Source organism: Gordonia pseudamarae, assembly GCF_025273675.1.
Classification (GTDB): Bacteria; Actinomycetota; Actinomycetes; order Mycobacteriales; family Mycobacteriaceae; genus Gordonia; species Gordonia pseudamarae.
Window position 1 is genome coordinate 510,643 of sequence record NZ_CP045809.1, and the last position, 15,164, is coordinate 525,806.

The 15,164-nt window shown below is 67.9% G+C and carries 10 protein-coding genes and 1 pseudogene; 8 read left to right on the forward strand and 3 right to left on the reverse strand.

Translation table 11 applies throughout. The annotated features are described in order from the left end of the window. Positions 1 to 31: 31 nt before the first annotated feature. On the reverse strand, positions 32 to 3,901 hold the full coding sequence (locus tag GII31_RS02190; RefSeq protein ID WP_213246393.1) for a Pls/PosA family non-ribosomal peptide synthetase: 3,870 nt from the start codon (positions 3,899 to 3,901) through the stop codon (positions 32 to 34). Positions 3,902 to 4,102: 201 nt separating this feature from the next. On the opposite strand from GII31_RS02190, the gene GII31_RS02195 reads away from it, so the two are divergent. The 5 genes from GII31_RS02195 to GII31_RS22490 all read left to right on the forward strand — a co-directional run bounded on the left by GII31_RS02195 (position 4,103) and on the right by GII31_RS22490 (position 8,483). Continuing rightward, a complete protein-coding gene (locus tag GII31_RS02195) occupies positions 4,103 to 5,074 on the forward strand; it encodes an alpha/beta hydrolase (RefSeq protein ID WP_213249725.1) in 972 nt (323 codons plus the stop codon). Beyond that, positions 5,058 to 5,420, forward strand: coding sequence for a YidH family protein (locus GII31_RS02200; protein ID WP_407649872.1), 363 nt, complete (start codon positions 5,058 to 5,060; stop codon positions 5,418 to 5,420). Before GII31_RS02195 ends, GII31_RS02200 begins: the two co-directional genes overlap by 17 nt. Positions 5,421 to 5,440: 20 nt before the next feature. Next, complete coding sequence (locus GII31_RS02205) at positions 5,441 to 6,631, forward strand: acyl-CoA dehydrogenase family protein (protein ID WP_213246397.1); 1,191 nt, start codon at positions 5,441 to 5,443, stop codon at positions 6,629 to 6,631. Next, positions 6,628 to 6,900 carry a hypothetical protein gene (locus GII31_RS02210; RefSeq protein ID WP_213246399.1) on the forward strand — a complete coding sequence of 91 codons (273 nt, stop codon included), beginning with the start codon at positions 6,628 to 6,630 and terminating at the stop codon, positions 6,898 to 6,900. Before GII31_RS02205 ends, GII31_RS02210 begins: the two co-directional genes overlap by 4 nt. A gap of 140 nt (positions 6,901 to 7,040) precedes the next feature. Further along, positions 7,041 to 8,483, forward strand: coding sequence for a fatty acid desaturase (locus GII31_RS22490; protein ID WP_213246401.1), 1,443 nt, complete (start codon positions 7,041 to 7,043; stop codon positions 8,481 to 8,483). Between the two features lie 26 nt (positions 8,484 to 8,509). Here the strand turns inward: GII31_RS22490 and GII31_RS02225 are convergent. Next, positions 8,510 to 9,670 (reverse strand): annotated as a pseudogene (locus GII31_RS02225) (PucR family transcriptional regulator); the annotation flags it as partial. After that, positions 9,667 to 10,302 carry a DNA-3-methyladenine glycosylase I gene (locus GII31_RS02230; RefSeq protein ID WP_407649873.1) on the reverse strand — a complete coding sequence of 212 codons (636 nt, stop codon included), beginning with the start codon at positions 10,300 to 10,302 and terminating at the stop codon, positions 9,667 to 9,669. The gene GII31_RS02230 and the pseudogene GII31_RS02225, both read right to left, overlap by 4 nt. Before the next feature lie 257 nt (positions 10,303 to 10,559). On the opposite strand from GII31_RS02230, the gene fgd reads away from it, so the two are divergent. From fgd to GII31_RS02245, 3 genes are all read left to right on the forward strand, one after another. Then, positions 10,560 to 11,576 carry a glucose-6-phosphate dehydrogenase (coenzyme-F420) gene (gene fgd / locus GII31_RS02235; protein WP_213246403.1) on the forward strand — a complete coding sequence of 339 codons (1,017 nt, stop codon included), beginning with the start codon at positions 10,560 to 10,562 and terminating at the stop codon, positions 11,574 to 11,576. Positions 11,577 to 11,803: 227 nt separating this feature from the next. Further along, positions 11,804 to 13,936 carry a phosphate acetyltransferase gene (pta, locus tag GII31_RS02240; protein WP_260840252.1) on the forward strand — a complete coding sequence of 711 codons (2,133 nt, stop codon included), beginning with the start codon at positions 11,804 to 11,806 and terminating at the stop codon, positions 13,934 to 13,936. Next, positions 13,933 to 15,135: an acetate kinase gene (locus GII31_RS02245; protein WP_213246407.1), complete on the forward strand. Its 1,203-nt coding sequence runs from the start codon at positions 13,933 to 13,935 to the stop codon at positions 15,133 to 15,135. The genes pta and GII31_RS02245 overlap by 4 nt, the downstream gene beginning before the upstream one ends. Positions 15,136 to 15,164 lie beyond the last annotated feature (29 nt).

Genomic DNA, 15,164 nt, shown 5'->3' on the forward strand with positions numbered 1-15,164 from the left:
CGCGCGAATCGTTGACAGGACGCGGCAGCGGCTAACCCGACCAGGGGGCGATCGGATTGCCCTGCCAGCGGGTGTGGGCGGGGACTACGTCGCCGCGCATCACCAGCGACGCCGGGCCGACGGTTGCGGACTCGCCGAGGCCCGATGCGGGGAGGGCCACACAGTGCGGACCGAGTGTCGCGCCCGCTTCCAACGTCACGTGGTCCATCGCCATGACACGGTCGTGGAACAGGTGCGTCTGCACGACGCAGCCTCGTTGCACGGTGGCGCCGTCGCCGAGGGTCACCAGGTCGGCTTCGGGTAGCCAGTACGTCTCGCACCACACGCCGCGGCCGATCTTGGCCCCGAGCATCCGCAGCCACACATTCAAGATCGGGGTGCCGGTGGCGGCATTGGCGAACCAGGGTGCGGCGACGGTTTCGACGAACGCGTCCGACAGTTCGTTGCGCCACACGAACGGACTCCACAGGGGCTGCTCGGACACCGGAATCTTACCGACGACCAGCCACTTCGCGGCCGCGGCGATGCAGCAGGCGGCGGCACCGGCCACCAACAGCAGCAGTCCGGACACCGCGCCCGCGACGACGATAGTGCTGTGGAAGGCGATGTATTGCAGGCCCAGCAGCATGAAAATTCCGAGCCCGAACGACACCATCACCGGGATGAGGCGCAGCGTCTCGATGATCGCGCGGGCCACCTTGAGTTTCGTCGGCGGATCGAAGGTGCGGGAGGTGTCGCCCGATGCGGAGGTGCGCCGCAGCCGGACGGGCGGGCTGCCCAGCCAGCTCGACCCCGATTTGGCCTTCTCCGGGGTCGCCGACAGCACCGCGACCAGGGAGTTCTTCGGCACCTTACGGCCGGGGCCGGTGATACCGGAGTTGCCGAGGAAGGAGCGTTTGCCCACCTTGGCGTCGTCGATGTGCAGCCACCCGCCGCCGAGCTCGTAGGAGGCGACCATGGTGTCGTCGGCGAGGAAGGCGCCGTCGTCGATGGTGGTGAACTTGGGCAGCACCAGCGCGGTGGAGATCTCGGTGCCTCTGCCCACCTTCGCGCCGAGCGCCCGGAACCAGACCGGGGTGAGCAGGCTCGCGTACAGCGGGAACAGGTAGGTGCGGGCCGAGTCGAGGAGGCGTTCGGTGAACCACACCTGCCATCCGACACGTGAGCGCACCGGGTGATAGCCCTTGGTCATCCCGAGCGAGAGCAGCCGCACCGATATCAGCGTGATCAGTGCGAACACCGCGAGCGAGACGATCGCGGCGACGGGCAGCAGGATCAGCGCGCGCACCATCACATCGCGCAACCGGTCGGCGTACAGCGCCCACGTGCCGATCACCGCCAGACCCGCGCCGAGGGAGATCAGCGGTACCGCGGCCAGGAAGAGCGAGGACAGGATGTACAGCGGCACCCACCAGCTGCGCCGGTCGGGGCGGCGGTCGGGCCACGGATGCGAGGCCTTGCCCTCCTTCTTGGCCGGGGAGCCGGCCCAGTGCTGGCGGGCCTTGACCTTGCCGAACACCGCGGATCCGGCCGCCACCTCGGCGTCGCGGCCGATCACCGAACCGGGCATGAGGGTGGAGCGGGCGCCGATCGTTGCGCCCGGTTTGATCACGATCTCACCGATATGCACCACGTCGCCGTCGATCCACCAGCCGGCCAGATCCACCTCCGGTTCGATGGACGCGCCGTCGCCGACGGTCAACAGGCCGGTGACCGGCGGGATGGTGTGCAGGTCGACGCCGTGGCCGACGGACGCGCCGAGTGCCCGGGCCAGATGGATCATCCACGGTGCACCCGACAGGTTGGCGGCACCGCTGGCCTCCAGCAGCCGTTCGGCCACCCACAGCCGGATGTGCACACCGCCGCCACGGGCGTATGCGCCGGGGCCGACACCGTGCAGCAGTGCCCGGACCCCGATCGCGGCGATAACCATCCGGCCGGGCGGGGTGATGAACACGAGGAAGGCGACGATCACGACCCACCAGTCGGCGGTGACCAGCCAGTCGACGTCGCGGTCGGCGGCGTCGACCACGGCGGCGGCCACGTTGTTGATGACCCCCAGCCAAGTGGCCCACTGCAACCCGGTCAGCGTGGTCAGTGGCACCGACAGCAGCAGCTGGGCGAGACCGGTGGATCGCGGGGTGGGGCGGACATACCGTTCCTCGATGACCTGCGGTGTGTGCCTGTCGTCGAGATGCCGGGCCAGCGAGCCGAGCCGTGGATGGTCGTACAGGTCGGCGACGGTCACCTCGGGGTGCCGGGCGCGGATCGCGGTGACCAGCTGTGCCGCCGACAACGATCCACCGCCCTCGGTGAAGAAGTCGGAGTTCGCATCGCCCACCGGCATACCGAGTACATCGGTCCACAGCCCGGCCAGCCACTGTTCGGTCTCGCTCAGGTCGGCGGCGTCGGCGGCGACTCCGGGCAGCGGCCATGGCAGGGCGGCCCGGTCGACCTTGCCCGAGGTGCGGGTGGGCAGTTCGTCGACGAGCGCCAGGCGCGGCACCATCGGCGCCGGCAGCCGCTCGGCCAGGAGTGTGTGTGCCTGTGTCACGTCGAAGTCCGGGTCGGTGGACACCAGGTAGCCGACGAGCAGTGAGTTTCCGGTGGCCGACTTGCGCACCGCCACCGCGCCGCCGCCGACACCGGGAAGTTGCTGCAGCGCATTGTCGATCTCGCCGAGCTCGATACGGCGGCCGCCCACCTTCACCTGGTCGTCGGCGCGGCCCTGGAACAGCAGTCCGTCGGCTTCGAGCCTCACCAGGTCACCGGACCGGTACGCCCGTTCCCAGCCGAGTGTCGGCATCGGCGCGTACTTCTCGGCGTCCTTGGCCGGATCCAGATAGCGGGCCAGGCCGACGCCGCCGATCACCAGTTCGCCGACCTCGCCCTCGGCCACCGGTTGTCCGTCGGCGTCGACGACGGCCAGGTCCCAGCCCTGTAGCGGCAGGCCGATGCGCACCGGGCCGGTGCCGTCGAGAAGGGCCCCGCACGCGACGACGGTCGCCTCGGTGGGGCCGTAGGTGTTCCACACCTCGCGGCCGTCGACGGCCAGTCGTTCACCCAGTTCGGGCGGGCAGGCCTCACCGCCGAAGATCAACAGCCGCACCGCTTCGAGTGCCTCCGGCGGCCACAGTGAGGCCAGTGTCGGAACCGTGGAGACCACGTTGATCTGCCGTTGCACCAGCCAGGGGCCCAGGTCCATGCCGCTGCGGACCAGGGCTCGCGGCGCCGGTACCAGGCACGCGCCGCTGCGCCAGGCCAGCCACATCTCCTCGCACGAGGCATCGAACGCCACCGACAGCCCGGCCAGCACCCGATCGCCGGGTGCGAGTGGATCGCCGCGCAGGAACAGTCGCGCCTCGGCGTCGACGAACGCGGCCGCGTTGCGGTGGGTGACCGCCACGCCCTTGGGGGTGCCGGTGGAGCCGGAGGTGAAGATGATCCACGCGTCGTCGGTGATATCCGGGCGGCCGTCGCCGGTGTTCGCGGCGCCGGTGGTGTTCGCGCCGGGCAGGTTCTCGATGCCGTCCGCTGTGATGATCGCGTCGACGCCGGCCTCACCGAAGACCAGGGTCGCGCGTTCCTCCGGGTCGTCCGCGTCGACCGGTACATACGCGGCCCCGGCGTAGATGGTGCCCAGGATCGCGATGTACAGGTCCCGCGAACCCGACGGCATCCGGATCCCGACCCGGCCGCCGCGCGGCACACCCGCGTCCCGCAGCCGGGATGCGGTGCGGCGTACGATGGCCAGCAGTTCGCGGTAGCTCAGTGTGGTGTCGCCGTCGTCGATGGCAGGGGCGTCGGGAAAGCTCTTGGCGGTCGCGTCCAGGACGTCGCACAACGTGCGTGGCGGGCTCGCCTGTCCGGACAGCAGATAGTGCTCCGGAATATGGTTCATGCATCGCCGCCGTTCGTCACCAGGAGAGAATATCGCCCGTCAGGTCCCGGCGGGGACCATGCCATCGAGTGTTCACCCACCGGTTTCTCGGCGGGCCGCGACATCCGGGCGGCCACGGCGTGTAGGTTCGGCGTCGGGGGTGTGCGGGACATGTCCACCGCACGATCGAGACGGCCCGCGCAGCCGGGCGAGAGGACGATGATGTCGATCACCCGTCACCGGCATTCGAGCCTGCGCTCCTATGTCATGTTCGTCTTCCTGCGCCTCACCTTGCGGCCGCTGCTCGCGTTGTGGCCGCTGACCGCCGCCGGGATGTCGATCCTGCCCAGGCTCGACGCGAAGATCACCGAGAAGGCCCCGATGCCGCGTGGGGTGGTGCACGAGTGGGTGACCCTGGGCGGGCGCCGCACCGAACTGTCGATGCCCGCCGGTCCGAGCCGCGGCGGCACCGACACCGCGATCCTGTACCTGCACGGCGGTGCGTTCATCGTCGCCGGGATCGGCACCCATCGCGCTATCACCGGGAAGCTGGCCCGCGGCACCGGACTGCCGGTGTTCGCTCTTGAATACCGGCAGCTTCCCGGGGTGGGGGTGGGCACCTCGGTGGCCGACGCCCTCGACGCCTACCGCGAGTTGCTCACCGAACGCGGTTTCCGGCGGATCGTCCTCGCCGGTGATTCCGCGGGCGGTTTTCTGTGCGGCAAGGTGATCGAGTTGGCCACTGGTGCCGGGTTGCCGTCGCCGACCGCGTGGATCGGCTATTCGCCGTGGCTCGATCTGGACGCCGGCAGCAACCCCGACCGGTCGAGCCGCGCCGATTCGTACTTGCCGATCCGCAAGATGCGCAGGCTGGTGCCGCTGCTGGAGCGGGGGCCGGTGGCGCTGGCCGGTGCCCGCAGTATCGTCGACGTCGACCCGCTGGTCTTCCCGCCGACGATCCTGATCACCGCCGAGGCCGAACTGCTCGAACCGGATGCGATCACACTCGCCGAACGCCTGATGACCGCGGACGTCGAGGTGCAGTTGCACAGTTATGCCTGGCAGGTGCACGCCTTCCCGATGCTGCTCGACCAGCCGCAGTCGCGGGAGGCGATACGCCTGACCGCCGAGTTCGCGACGGCGGCGGTCCGGGCGGCTGAGGTCGCCGATGGCCGGGATGAACAGGCCGGCTGACCGGTCCGGACCACCGCCGGGCAGCGTCGACGCCCGGTTCACCCTCGCCGCTGAGCGCACGGTTCTGGCGTGGGTGCGTACCGCGCTCGGGTTCATCGCCGCGGGCGTGGCGATCGTGTACGTGGCACCGAGCGGTGATGCCGAGTGGCTGGACGCGGCGATCGGTGTCCTGATGGTGGTGGTGGGCGCGACCATCGCGGTGACCGGTGGCTATCGGTGGCGGCGCACGATGACGGTGTTGCGTGAGGGCGGTGACATGCCGGGGCCGTCGGCGGTGCTGGTGGTGGTCGCTGCGATAGTGGTGGTGTCCATTGTCGTCGCCGCCATTCTGGCGACCCGGATATGAACCCGATCCAGGAGGAACCGATGAGCACCGCCCCGCGCAGTGTCGCCGACCTGTTCGCCTTCGACACCCTGACCGACGACGAGGAGCGCGCGATCGCCGCGACCGTCGCCGACTTCGGCGCCAAACGGCTGCGGCCGCATGTGGCGGGGTGGTTCGAGGACGGCACCCTGCCCGCTCGCGACCTGGCCCTGGAACTGGGCGAGCTGGGCGTGTTCGGGATGCACCTGACGGGATACGGCTGCGCCGGCACCTCGGCCGTCAGCTACGGCCTGGCATGTCTGGAGTTGGAGGCCGTCGACAGCGGTCTGCGCAGTTTCGTGTCGGTGCAGGGGTCCCTCGCCATGTTCGCGATTCACGCGTTCGGCTCCGACGAACAACGGCAGGAGTGGCTGCCGCGGATGGCCGCGGGCCGGGCGATCGGTTGTTTCGGCCTCACCGAACCGGATTTCGGTTCCAATCCGGCGGGCATGCGCACCGCGGCGAAACGTGACGGTGACGACTGGATTCTCAACGGTGCCAAGATGTGGATCACCAACGCACCTGTCGCCGATGTCGCGGTGGTGTGGGCCAAGACCGATCTGGCCGAGGGTGCGCGCGGGGTGCGCGGATTCGTCGTGCCCACCGACATCCCCGGTTTCAGCGCGCCCGAGATCAAGCACAAGATGTCGCTGCGGGCGTCGATCACCGGTGAGATCGTGTTGGAGGACGTGCGGCTGCCCGCGTCGGCGATGCTGCCCGGGGTGGAGGGGTTGAGAGGTCCGCTGAGCTGCCTGAACGAGGCCCGGTTCGGCATCGTGTTCGGCGCGATCGGCGCCGCCCGGGACTGCCTGCAGACCGCGATCGAGTACGCCGGCACCCGTGAGGTCTTCGACAAGCCGCTCGCCGGGTACCAGCTCACCCAGGCCAAGATCGCCGACATGGCCCTGGAGGTGGGTAAGGGTTTCCTGCTCGCGATGCATCTGGGGCGCCGCAAGGATGCGGGCGAGATCGCTCCCGAGCAGGTCAGCCTCGGCAAGCTCAACAACGTCCGCGAGGCTATCGAGATTGCCCGAGAGTGCCGAACCATCTTGGGTGCCAACGGAATCACCCTGGAGTATCCGGTGATCCGGCATGCCAACAATCTCGAATCCGTACTCACCTATGAGGGGACCAGCGAAATGCACCAGCTGATGATCGGCAAGGCGTTGACCGGATGGGATGCGTTCCGGTGACCTATTCGGAGATGCAGCGCACCGCTGCGGGTGTGTCGATGGCGATGACGGTGGTCGGCTCGATCATCCTGATCGGCTGCGTGGGCTATCTGTCGATCGGCTGGTTCGTCGACGGCCGGTGGGGCTGGGGTCTGGTGGGGATCGCGATGATCCTGGTGAACCTGGCGATGGTGTTCTTGCAGTTCCGCAAACGTAGACTCGCCCCCGCCCCGCCGCTCCGGAAAGCGCCCCCCGGTCGCGGCGACGATGACGACGAAGACGACGACTGACCGCGCACCCACCACGGTAATTGTGAAAAAGCACAAGCTCCGGCCGATATATTGTGGGGATCGGCCGATGATTGTGACGTAGATCCCTGCCACGATGACAACATCGAACGTTGTCATTGTTTGTGAGGGAGATGCCGATCATGAGTCTGGAAGCCAGCGGTGCCGTCGCGGACGGCACCACCGAGAAATGGCGGGACCGCAAACGCTATCTCTGGCTGATGGGGCTGGTCGTCCCGTCGCTCGCGTTCCTCGCGATGGGCCTGTACGCGCTCACCGACCTGGGGGTGTTCCTGTGGACGGGCCCGATCGTCGTCTTCGTCATCGTGCCGCTCACCGATCTGCTCGTCGGTGTCGACTCGTCCAACCCGCCCGACGAGATGATCGAGGAACTGGAGAACGACAAATACTACCGGTACGTCACCTTCGCCTTCCTTCCGCTGCAGTATGCCGGCTTCGTCGTCGCGATGTACCTGATCGGCACCGCCGACTGGCCCGTCGTCGACAAGATCGGCCTGGCCGTCTCCGTCGGCCTGGTCGGCGGTATCGCCATCAACACCGCCCACGAACTCGGCCATAAACGGGAGAAGGAAGAACGCTGGCTCGGCAAGATCGCGCTCGCCCAGACCGCCTACGGCCACTTCTTCATCGAACACAACCGTGGCCATCACACCCGGGTCTCCACTCCCGAGGATCCGGCGTCCTCGCGAATCGGCGAAAGCTTCTACCGGTTCTGGCCGCGCACCGTCGCCGGTTCGCTGCGCAGCGCGTGGAACAGTGAGAAGAAGCGTTTCGAACGCAAACAGACCCATCCGTTCCACTGGGGCAACGACGTTCTCAACGCCTGGGCGATGACCGTGGTGCTGTTCGCGGCCGTCATCGCGATCTCCGGTGTCGGGGTGATCCCGTACCTGATCCTGCAGGCCGCCGTCGGATTCTCGCTGCTCGAGGTGGTCAACTACATGGAGCACTACGGCATGCTGCGGCAGAAGACGCGCACCGGTCGCTACGAGCGTGTTCTTCCGTCGCACTCGTGGAACTCCAACAACATCGCCACCAATATCCTGCTGTACCACCTGCAGCGGCACAGCGACCACCACGCCAACCCCACCCGCCGCTACCAGACACTGCGCGACTACCAGGAGTCACCGACCCTGCCCACCGGCTACGCCGGGATGATCGTGCTCGCGCTGATTCCGCCGATCTGGCGCAGGGTGATGGACCCGCGCGTGGTCGCCCACTTCGACGGGGACGTGCGCCTGGCCAACGTCCAGCCCGGCGCACTCGACAAGCTGATGGCCACGTTCCCGCCTCCGGGAGCGGCGATCGACGTGCAGAAGGACGATGTCACCAGGCAGGTGTACGCCACCGAGGTGATGGCCGCCCGTTGCCCCGGTTGCGGGTACACCTACGAGGTGGCCTCCGGAGACGAGGCCGAAGGCTTCGCCGCCGGTACCGCCTGGGCCGAGATCCCCGACGACTGGTGCTGCCCGGACTGCGGAGTCCGCGAAAAGGTGGATTTCAACCCAGTTCGGACTTCTCCCCCCGGGGGGCGGGTCGGGTCGCCGGGAAACGCGTCCAGGTAGTCGATAGCCAGCAGCAGATCACCCGCTCCGGACCGGAGCGGGTGATCGAGCATCCGCTCGGCCTGCTGGACCCGGTACCGGACGGTGTTCTTGTGCACCCCGAGCCGGGCCGCGACGGCGTCGGCGGATTCGGTGGAGGTGAGCACGACCCGCATCGTCTCGCGCAGTTGCCGATGGTCGGGGTCCGCGAGCGGGCCGAGGGTGCTCAGGGCGAACCGGGTGGCGGCGTCGTGGTCGAGGGCCAGCAGAGTCAGTGCCGCGACCCGGCGATACACGGTGACCGCGGTGGTGCGCGACGGCGATAGCGCCACCCGCTGCGCTGCCCGCGCATCCTTGTGTGCCGCAATGAATCCAGCCATGCCGGAGGCGGGGCCGCCGACGGTCAGGCGGACGGTGGCGGCGTCGATGCCGAGGCTGCCGGAGTCGAGCGACTCGAGCAGCGCGCCGGCTGTGTCCGGCGTGTGGATCCAGCCCCACAGTTCCCGGCCGCCCGGCCGTACGAGGGTCGGTGCCGCACCGTGCACCGCCGCCGACACCGCGGTGATGGCGGCCTCGAGTCGTTCGATCGCGTCGGTGGTGAGGGCGTGCGCGATGATCGCCACGTGCGACACCCCGGCGAGGTGGTGGCCGCCGAGTTCGGCGGACAGCTCCGCCGCACCGATCTCCTTGCCGGAGAGCACATCCGCGACCAACTCGTGTCGGCGGGTGTCGCCGCGTCGGCGGATTCGGTTGAACTCCTCCTGATACACCGCCACCGACAACTCGATCGATGCGGTGAACCAGCGAGAAGCCTTGGTCCAGAACCAGATCAGCAGGGTGGTGTGGTCCAGGTCGCCGGGCGCGCCGGCCACCACGCCCACCGCGAAATCCCACGACGCGGTCTGTGCGGCCTGATAGATCATCAACAGTACCGGCAGATCGAGATGGTGGCCGGCCAACTGCACCGCGAGCCGGTGTGCGGCGGGTACGAGTTCGGTGATGCCGTGGTCGTTGGTGCTCACCTCGCCGAGGAACGCCCGCCAATGCTCCTCGATCGCCTCGATGATCGTGGCCCACACATCGTCGGGCAGGCGCCCGGTCCGGGTGCCGATCACTTCGGCGGTGCGATGGACGAACGCGGCGATCTCGGCCGGATCCTCTTGCGCGGCGGTGAATTCGGTGAGCCACTCGATTGATCGGGAGGTCATGGTGGGCTCAACGGTACCCCGGCCGGCGGTTTCGGGCGGGAGAACTGTTCGCGGGCGCGGGCGACCGGCTCGTAGGTGAGGCAGCCGGGCGCGTGGTCGTTGACTACGCCCATCGACTGCATGAACGCGTACATCGTGGTGGGTCCGACGAACTTCCAGCCGCGCTTCTTCAGCGCCGTGGACAGCGCCACCGACTCGGGCGTGATCGACACCGGTTCGGCCGTCGGATCCGCGGCGACCTCGGGCTCGAACCGCCACACGAAGGCGGCGAGCGATCCGGCCTCGTCGATGAGTTCGAGAGCACGGGCGGCATTGTTGATCGCGGCGTTGATCTTGCCTCGGTGCCGGATGATGCCCGCGTCACCGAGCAGCCGCTCCACCTCGTGCTCGCCGAACCCGGCGACGGTGGGTATGTCGAATCCGGCGAACGCGGCCCGGAAGTTGTCGCGTTTGAGCAGGATGGTGCGCCAGGACAAGCCGGACTGGAAACCTTCGAGGCAGATCTTCTCGAACAACCGGACGTCATCGCCGACGGGGAAACCCCACTCGGTGTCGTGGTAGCCGGTTTCCGGTTCGCGGGCGGCCCACGAGCAGCGCGGCACGCCGTCGGCGGCGGGGGACAACGCATTCACGGCAGAACTCCTCGTGTCGGCAACGGTCGAATACTTGTTCGACGCTAGTGGGTGGCGCCGAGTCCGCGCAACGGTGGTGTCCACGGGTCGTGTGGTGTGGTCCCCGGTGCGGTGTGATCCTGATGACAGCCGATGCCGCTCGCCGGGTACGTTGGTGAGCGAGTGCTCGCTCGGGCCGTGGTCGGGAACCGGCCGCCCGGTGCGGGCCGGCAGGTGGCAGAGCATTGCCGCGTCGGGACCGGTGTGAAGGAGAAGCAGTGGCACAACAACTCAAGCTCGGATTCAAGGCGTCTGCCGAGCAGTTCGACCCGCGCGAGTTGGTGGAGATCGCGGTCGCCGCCGAACGGGCGGGTATGGATTCGGTCGCGGTGAGCGATCACTTCCAGCCGTGGCGGCACAACGGCGGTCACGCACCGTTCTCACTGGCCTGGATGGCCGCGGTCGGTGAGCGCACCGAGCGCGTGCAGATCGGCACCTCGGTGATGACTCCCACCTTCCGCTATAACCCGGCCGTCATCGCCCAGGCCTTCGCCACCATGGCCTGCCTGTATCCCGGGCGCATCATGCTCGGTGTCGGCACCGGTGAGGCGCTCAACGAGTACGCCACCGGCTTTCAGGGCGAGTGGCCCGAGTTCAAGGAACGCTTCGCCCGGCTGCGCGAGTCGATCGCGCTGATGCGTGAGCTGTGGACCGGCGAGGAGGTCAACTTCGACGGCGAGTACTACACGACGCAGGGCGCCTACATGTACGACATCCCCGAGAAGCCCGTCCCCGTGTACGTGGCGGCGGGTGGTCCGGTGGTCGCCCGTTACGCGGGCCGCGCCGGGGACGGCTTCATCTGCACCTCCGGCAAGGGCGCCGAGTTGTACACGGACAAGCTCATCCCGGCCGTCAAGGAGGGCGCGGAGAAGGTCGGCCGCAACGCCGACGACATCGACCGGATGATCGAGATCAAGATCTCCTACGACCCCGATCCCGAACTGGCGCTGGAAAACACCCGATTCTGGGCACCGCTGTCGCTGACCCCGGAACAGAAGCACAGCGTCAACAGCTCCACCGAGATGGAACGCCTCGCGGACGAGCTGCCCATCGAGCAGGTCGCCAAGCGCTGGATCGTCGCCTCCGACCCCGACGAGGCGGTCGAGAAGGTCAGGTTCTACACCGACGCCGGACTCAACCACCTGGTGTTCCACGCGCCCGGCCACGACCAGCGGCGTTTCCTCGACAACTTCGCCCGTGATCTCGAACCACGCCTGCGTACGCTGGCCGTCTAGAACCTCCCTTCTCCGCCGGTTGAGGTGCGAGGTCGCCCGGCGACCGAATCTCCCGCCGGTTGAGGTGCGAGGTCGCCCGGCGACCGAGCCTCGAAACCCCGCACGATGACCTCGTCATCCAGCCGGGGCCGGGTTGCTCGCCGGGCGGCCCGGCTCACCTCGGCCGGTCGTCGGCCGCCCAGGGAGTCGTATCGCACCGGCCGACCGGGGAGGTTAGGGTTTAGCGCATGGGACAGTCGCCGACGCCTGATTCAGAGTCTTCCTGCAAGAGTATCTACGTGGCTTCGGCCGAGGGGGACACCGGGAAGTCGGCGATCGCCCTCGGGCTCCTCGCGCTCCTGACCGCCACGAGCGGCCGGGTCGGGGTGTTCCGGCCTATTTCGGCGGCCGCCGCCGACGGTGAACGCGACCGGATCCTCGAACTGCTGATGGAGTACTCCTCGGCCGACCTCGCCTACGAGGAATGCCTCGGTGTCACCTACGACGAGGTGCACGCGGACCCGGATGCCGCGGTCGCCGAGATCGTCGCCCGCTTCCATGCCGTCGAGGCGCAGTGCGACGCGGTGCTGATTCTCGGCTCGGACTACACCGACATCGGTAATCCGTCGGAACTGTCGTTCAACGCTCGTGTCGCTGCCAACCTGTCGGCGCCGGTGGTACTGGCGTTGAGGGCCGTCGATCAGACCCCCGCGAGCCTGCGTGCCCATGCCGAACTGCTGATCGGCGAGATCGCCGCCGCGCATGCCAGCACCGCCGTGCTCATCGCCAACCGGTGCGATCCGGCGCAGCTCAAACACTATGCAGCCGAACTGTCGACGACGGGGGTCCCGTCGTGGGCGTTGCCCGAGGACCCGATTCTGGTGGCGCCCACCATGGGTGAGTTGCAGGAGTCTCTCGGCGCCGACCTGTACAGCGGTGATCCCGAACTTCTCGACCGTGAGGCGCTGCGGGTGATGGTCGGCGGCATGACCGTCGAGCACATCCTGGAACGCATCACCGATTCCACGGTGGTGATCACTCCGGCCGACCGCTCCGACGTCCTGTTGTCTCTCGTCAATGCCAATGTCGCACATGGATTTCCGAGGCTTACCGGCATAATTCTCAACGGCGGCCTGCGGCCGCATCCGATGATCGACAGCCTCGTCAAGGGTCTGCGCTCCACGCTCCCGATCATCGCGTGCGAGCAGGGCACCTACGAGACGGCCCGCACGGCCGCGCACACCCGGGGGCGGGTGAGTCGACTGTCGGCCCGCAAGATCGAGGCCGCGATCACCTTGCTCGAACGGCACATCGACGCGGCCGAGCTGATGAAGCCGCTCGACGTACCGCTCGCCGAGGTGGTCACCCCGCAGATGTTCGAGTACAAGCTGATCGCCCGCGCCCGTGCCGATCAGCGGCACATCGTGCTGCCCGAGGGCAACGACGACCGCATCTTGCGTGCCGCCGGGTTGCTGATGCGCCGTGGTGTCGCCCGGCTGACGGTGCTCGGTGATCCGGCGATGGTTGCCGCGCGCGCCGCCGAACTCGGCATCGATGTCGACGGCATCGACATCATCAACCCGCTCGATTCCGATCTTGTCGACGAATTCGCCGACCTCTATCACCAATTGCGTAAGCACAAGGGCATCGATGCGGAGGCGGCCCGCGACATCGTCCGCGACGTCTCGTATTTCGGCACGATGATGGTGCACACGGGCAGGGCCGACGGGATGGTGTCGGGGGCCGCGCACACCACCGCGCACACCATCCGTCCGTCATTCGAGATCATCAAGACCAAGCCGGGCGTGTCGACGGTGTCGAGCGTGTTCTTCATGTGTCTGGCCGATCAGGTGCTCGCGTTCGGTGACTGCGCGGTGGTGCCCGATCCCAGTGACGAACAACTCGCCGACATCGCGATCTCGTCGTCGGAGACGGCGGCGGCGTTCGGTATCGATCCGCGGGTGGCGATGCTGTCGTATTCGACAGGCCGGTCCGGGTCGGGCGCGGACGTCGACAAGGTGCGGGTGGCCACCGGGCTGGTGCGTGAGCGCCGACCGGATCTGTTGGTGGAGGGCCCGATTCAGTACGATGCGGCGGTCGAACCGTCGGTGGCCGCTACCAAGATGCCTGACTCCCCGGTCGCGGGCAAGGCGACGGTGCTGATATTCCCGGACCTGAACACCGGCAACAACACCTACAAGGCGGTCCAGCGCAGCGCGGGTGCGGTGGCGATCGGTCCGGTGCTCCAGGGCCTCAACAAGCCGATCAACGACCTTTCCCGCGGCGCATTGGTGTCCGACATCGTCAACACCGTGGCGATCACCGCGATTCAGGCCCAGAAGATTGAGGTGCAGTCCACCGCGAAGGGTGATGCCATATGAGTGTTCCCGGTTCGGTTCTGGTTCTCAACGCGGGTTCGTCGTCGCTGAAGTACCAACTGGTGCACCCCGATACCGGGGTGGTGACCGCCGAAGGGCTGTGTGAGCGGATCGGTGACACCGGCTCGTCGATCACCCATGAGCTCAATGGTGTCGAGGTCACCGAGCGGATCTTGCTACCCGACCACAGAGCGGCCTTCGAGCGGGTCGCCGCGCTGTTCGCCGAGGACGGGATCGACCTGGCGACAGCGGGTTTGCGTGCCGTCGGGCATCGCGTGGTGCACGGCGGGCGTACCTTCTTTCTGCCGACATTGATCACCGAGCACGTGATGAGCGAGATCGAACGCATCTCCAGCCTTGCGCCGCTGCACAATCCGGCCAACCTGGTCGGAATCCGGGCGGCGGCGGAGTTGCTTCCGGACGTGTCCGCGGTGGCCGTGTTCGACACCGCGTTCTTTCACGGTCTGCCCGATGCCGCCGCCACCTACGCGATCGACCGTGGTGTGGCGAGTCTGCACGCGATCCGCCGCTACGGTTTTCACGGCACCAGCCACGAGTACGTGTCGGCGAAGGCCGCGGAGTTTCTCGGCAGGCCCTACGGTGAGGTGAATCAGATCGTGCTGCACCTCGGTAACGGCGCCTCGGCCTCTGCGATCCGCGGCGGGGTGCCGATCGACACCTCGATGGGGATGACGCCGCTGCAGGGTCTGGTGATGGGAACCCGCAGCGGCGACATCGATCCGGGCGTCGTCATGCATCTGCACCGGGTGGTCAAACTGTCCGCCGACCAGATCGACGCCCTGCTCAACAAGCAGTCCGGCCTCAAAGGCATGTGCGGCGAGGGCGACTTCCGTTCGGTCACCGAGCTGATCGAGCAGGGCGACGCCTCGGCCAAGCTGGCCTACGACGTCTATGTGCACCGGCTGCGCCACTACCTCGGCGCTTACCTGCTGGAACTGGGCAGCCTCGACGCCATCTGTTTCACCGCCGGTGTCGGGGAGAATGCCGCCGGCCTGCGCGCCGACACCCTGGCCGGTCTGGAGAACTTCGGGATCATCGTCGATCCCGAGCGAAACACGATGCGCTCCAAAGAGGTCCGACGCATCTCCGCCGACGGTAGCCGCGTGGAGGTGCTGGTGGTCCCCACCAACGAAGAACTCGCCATCGCCCGGCAGGCCGCCCAGGTCGTAGCCGAAAGCTGACCACCCCCCTTCGCCGGGTTCGCCATCCT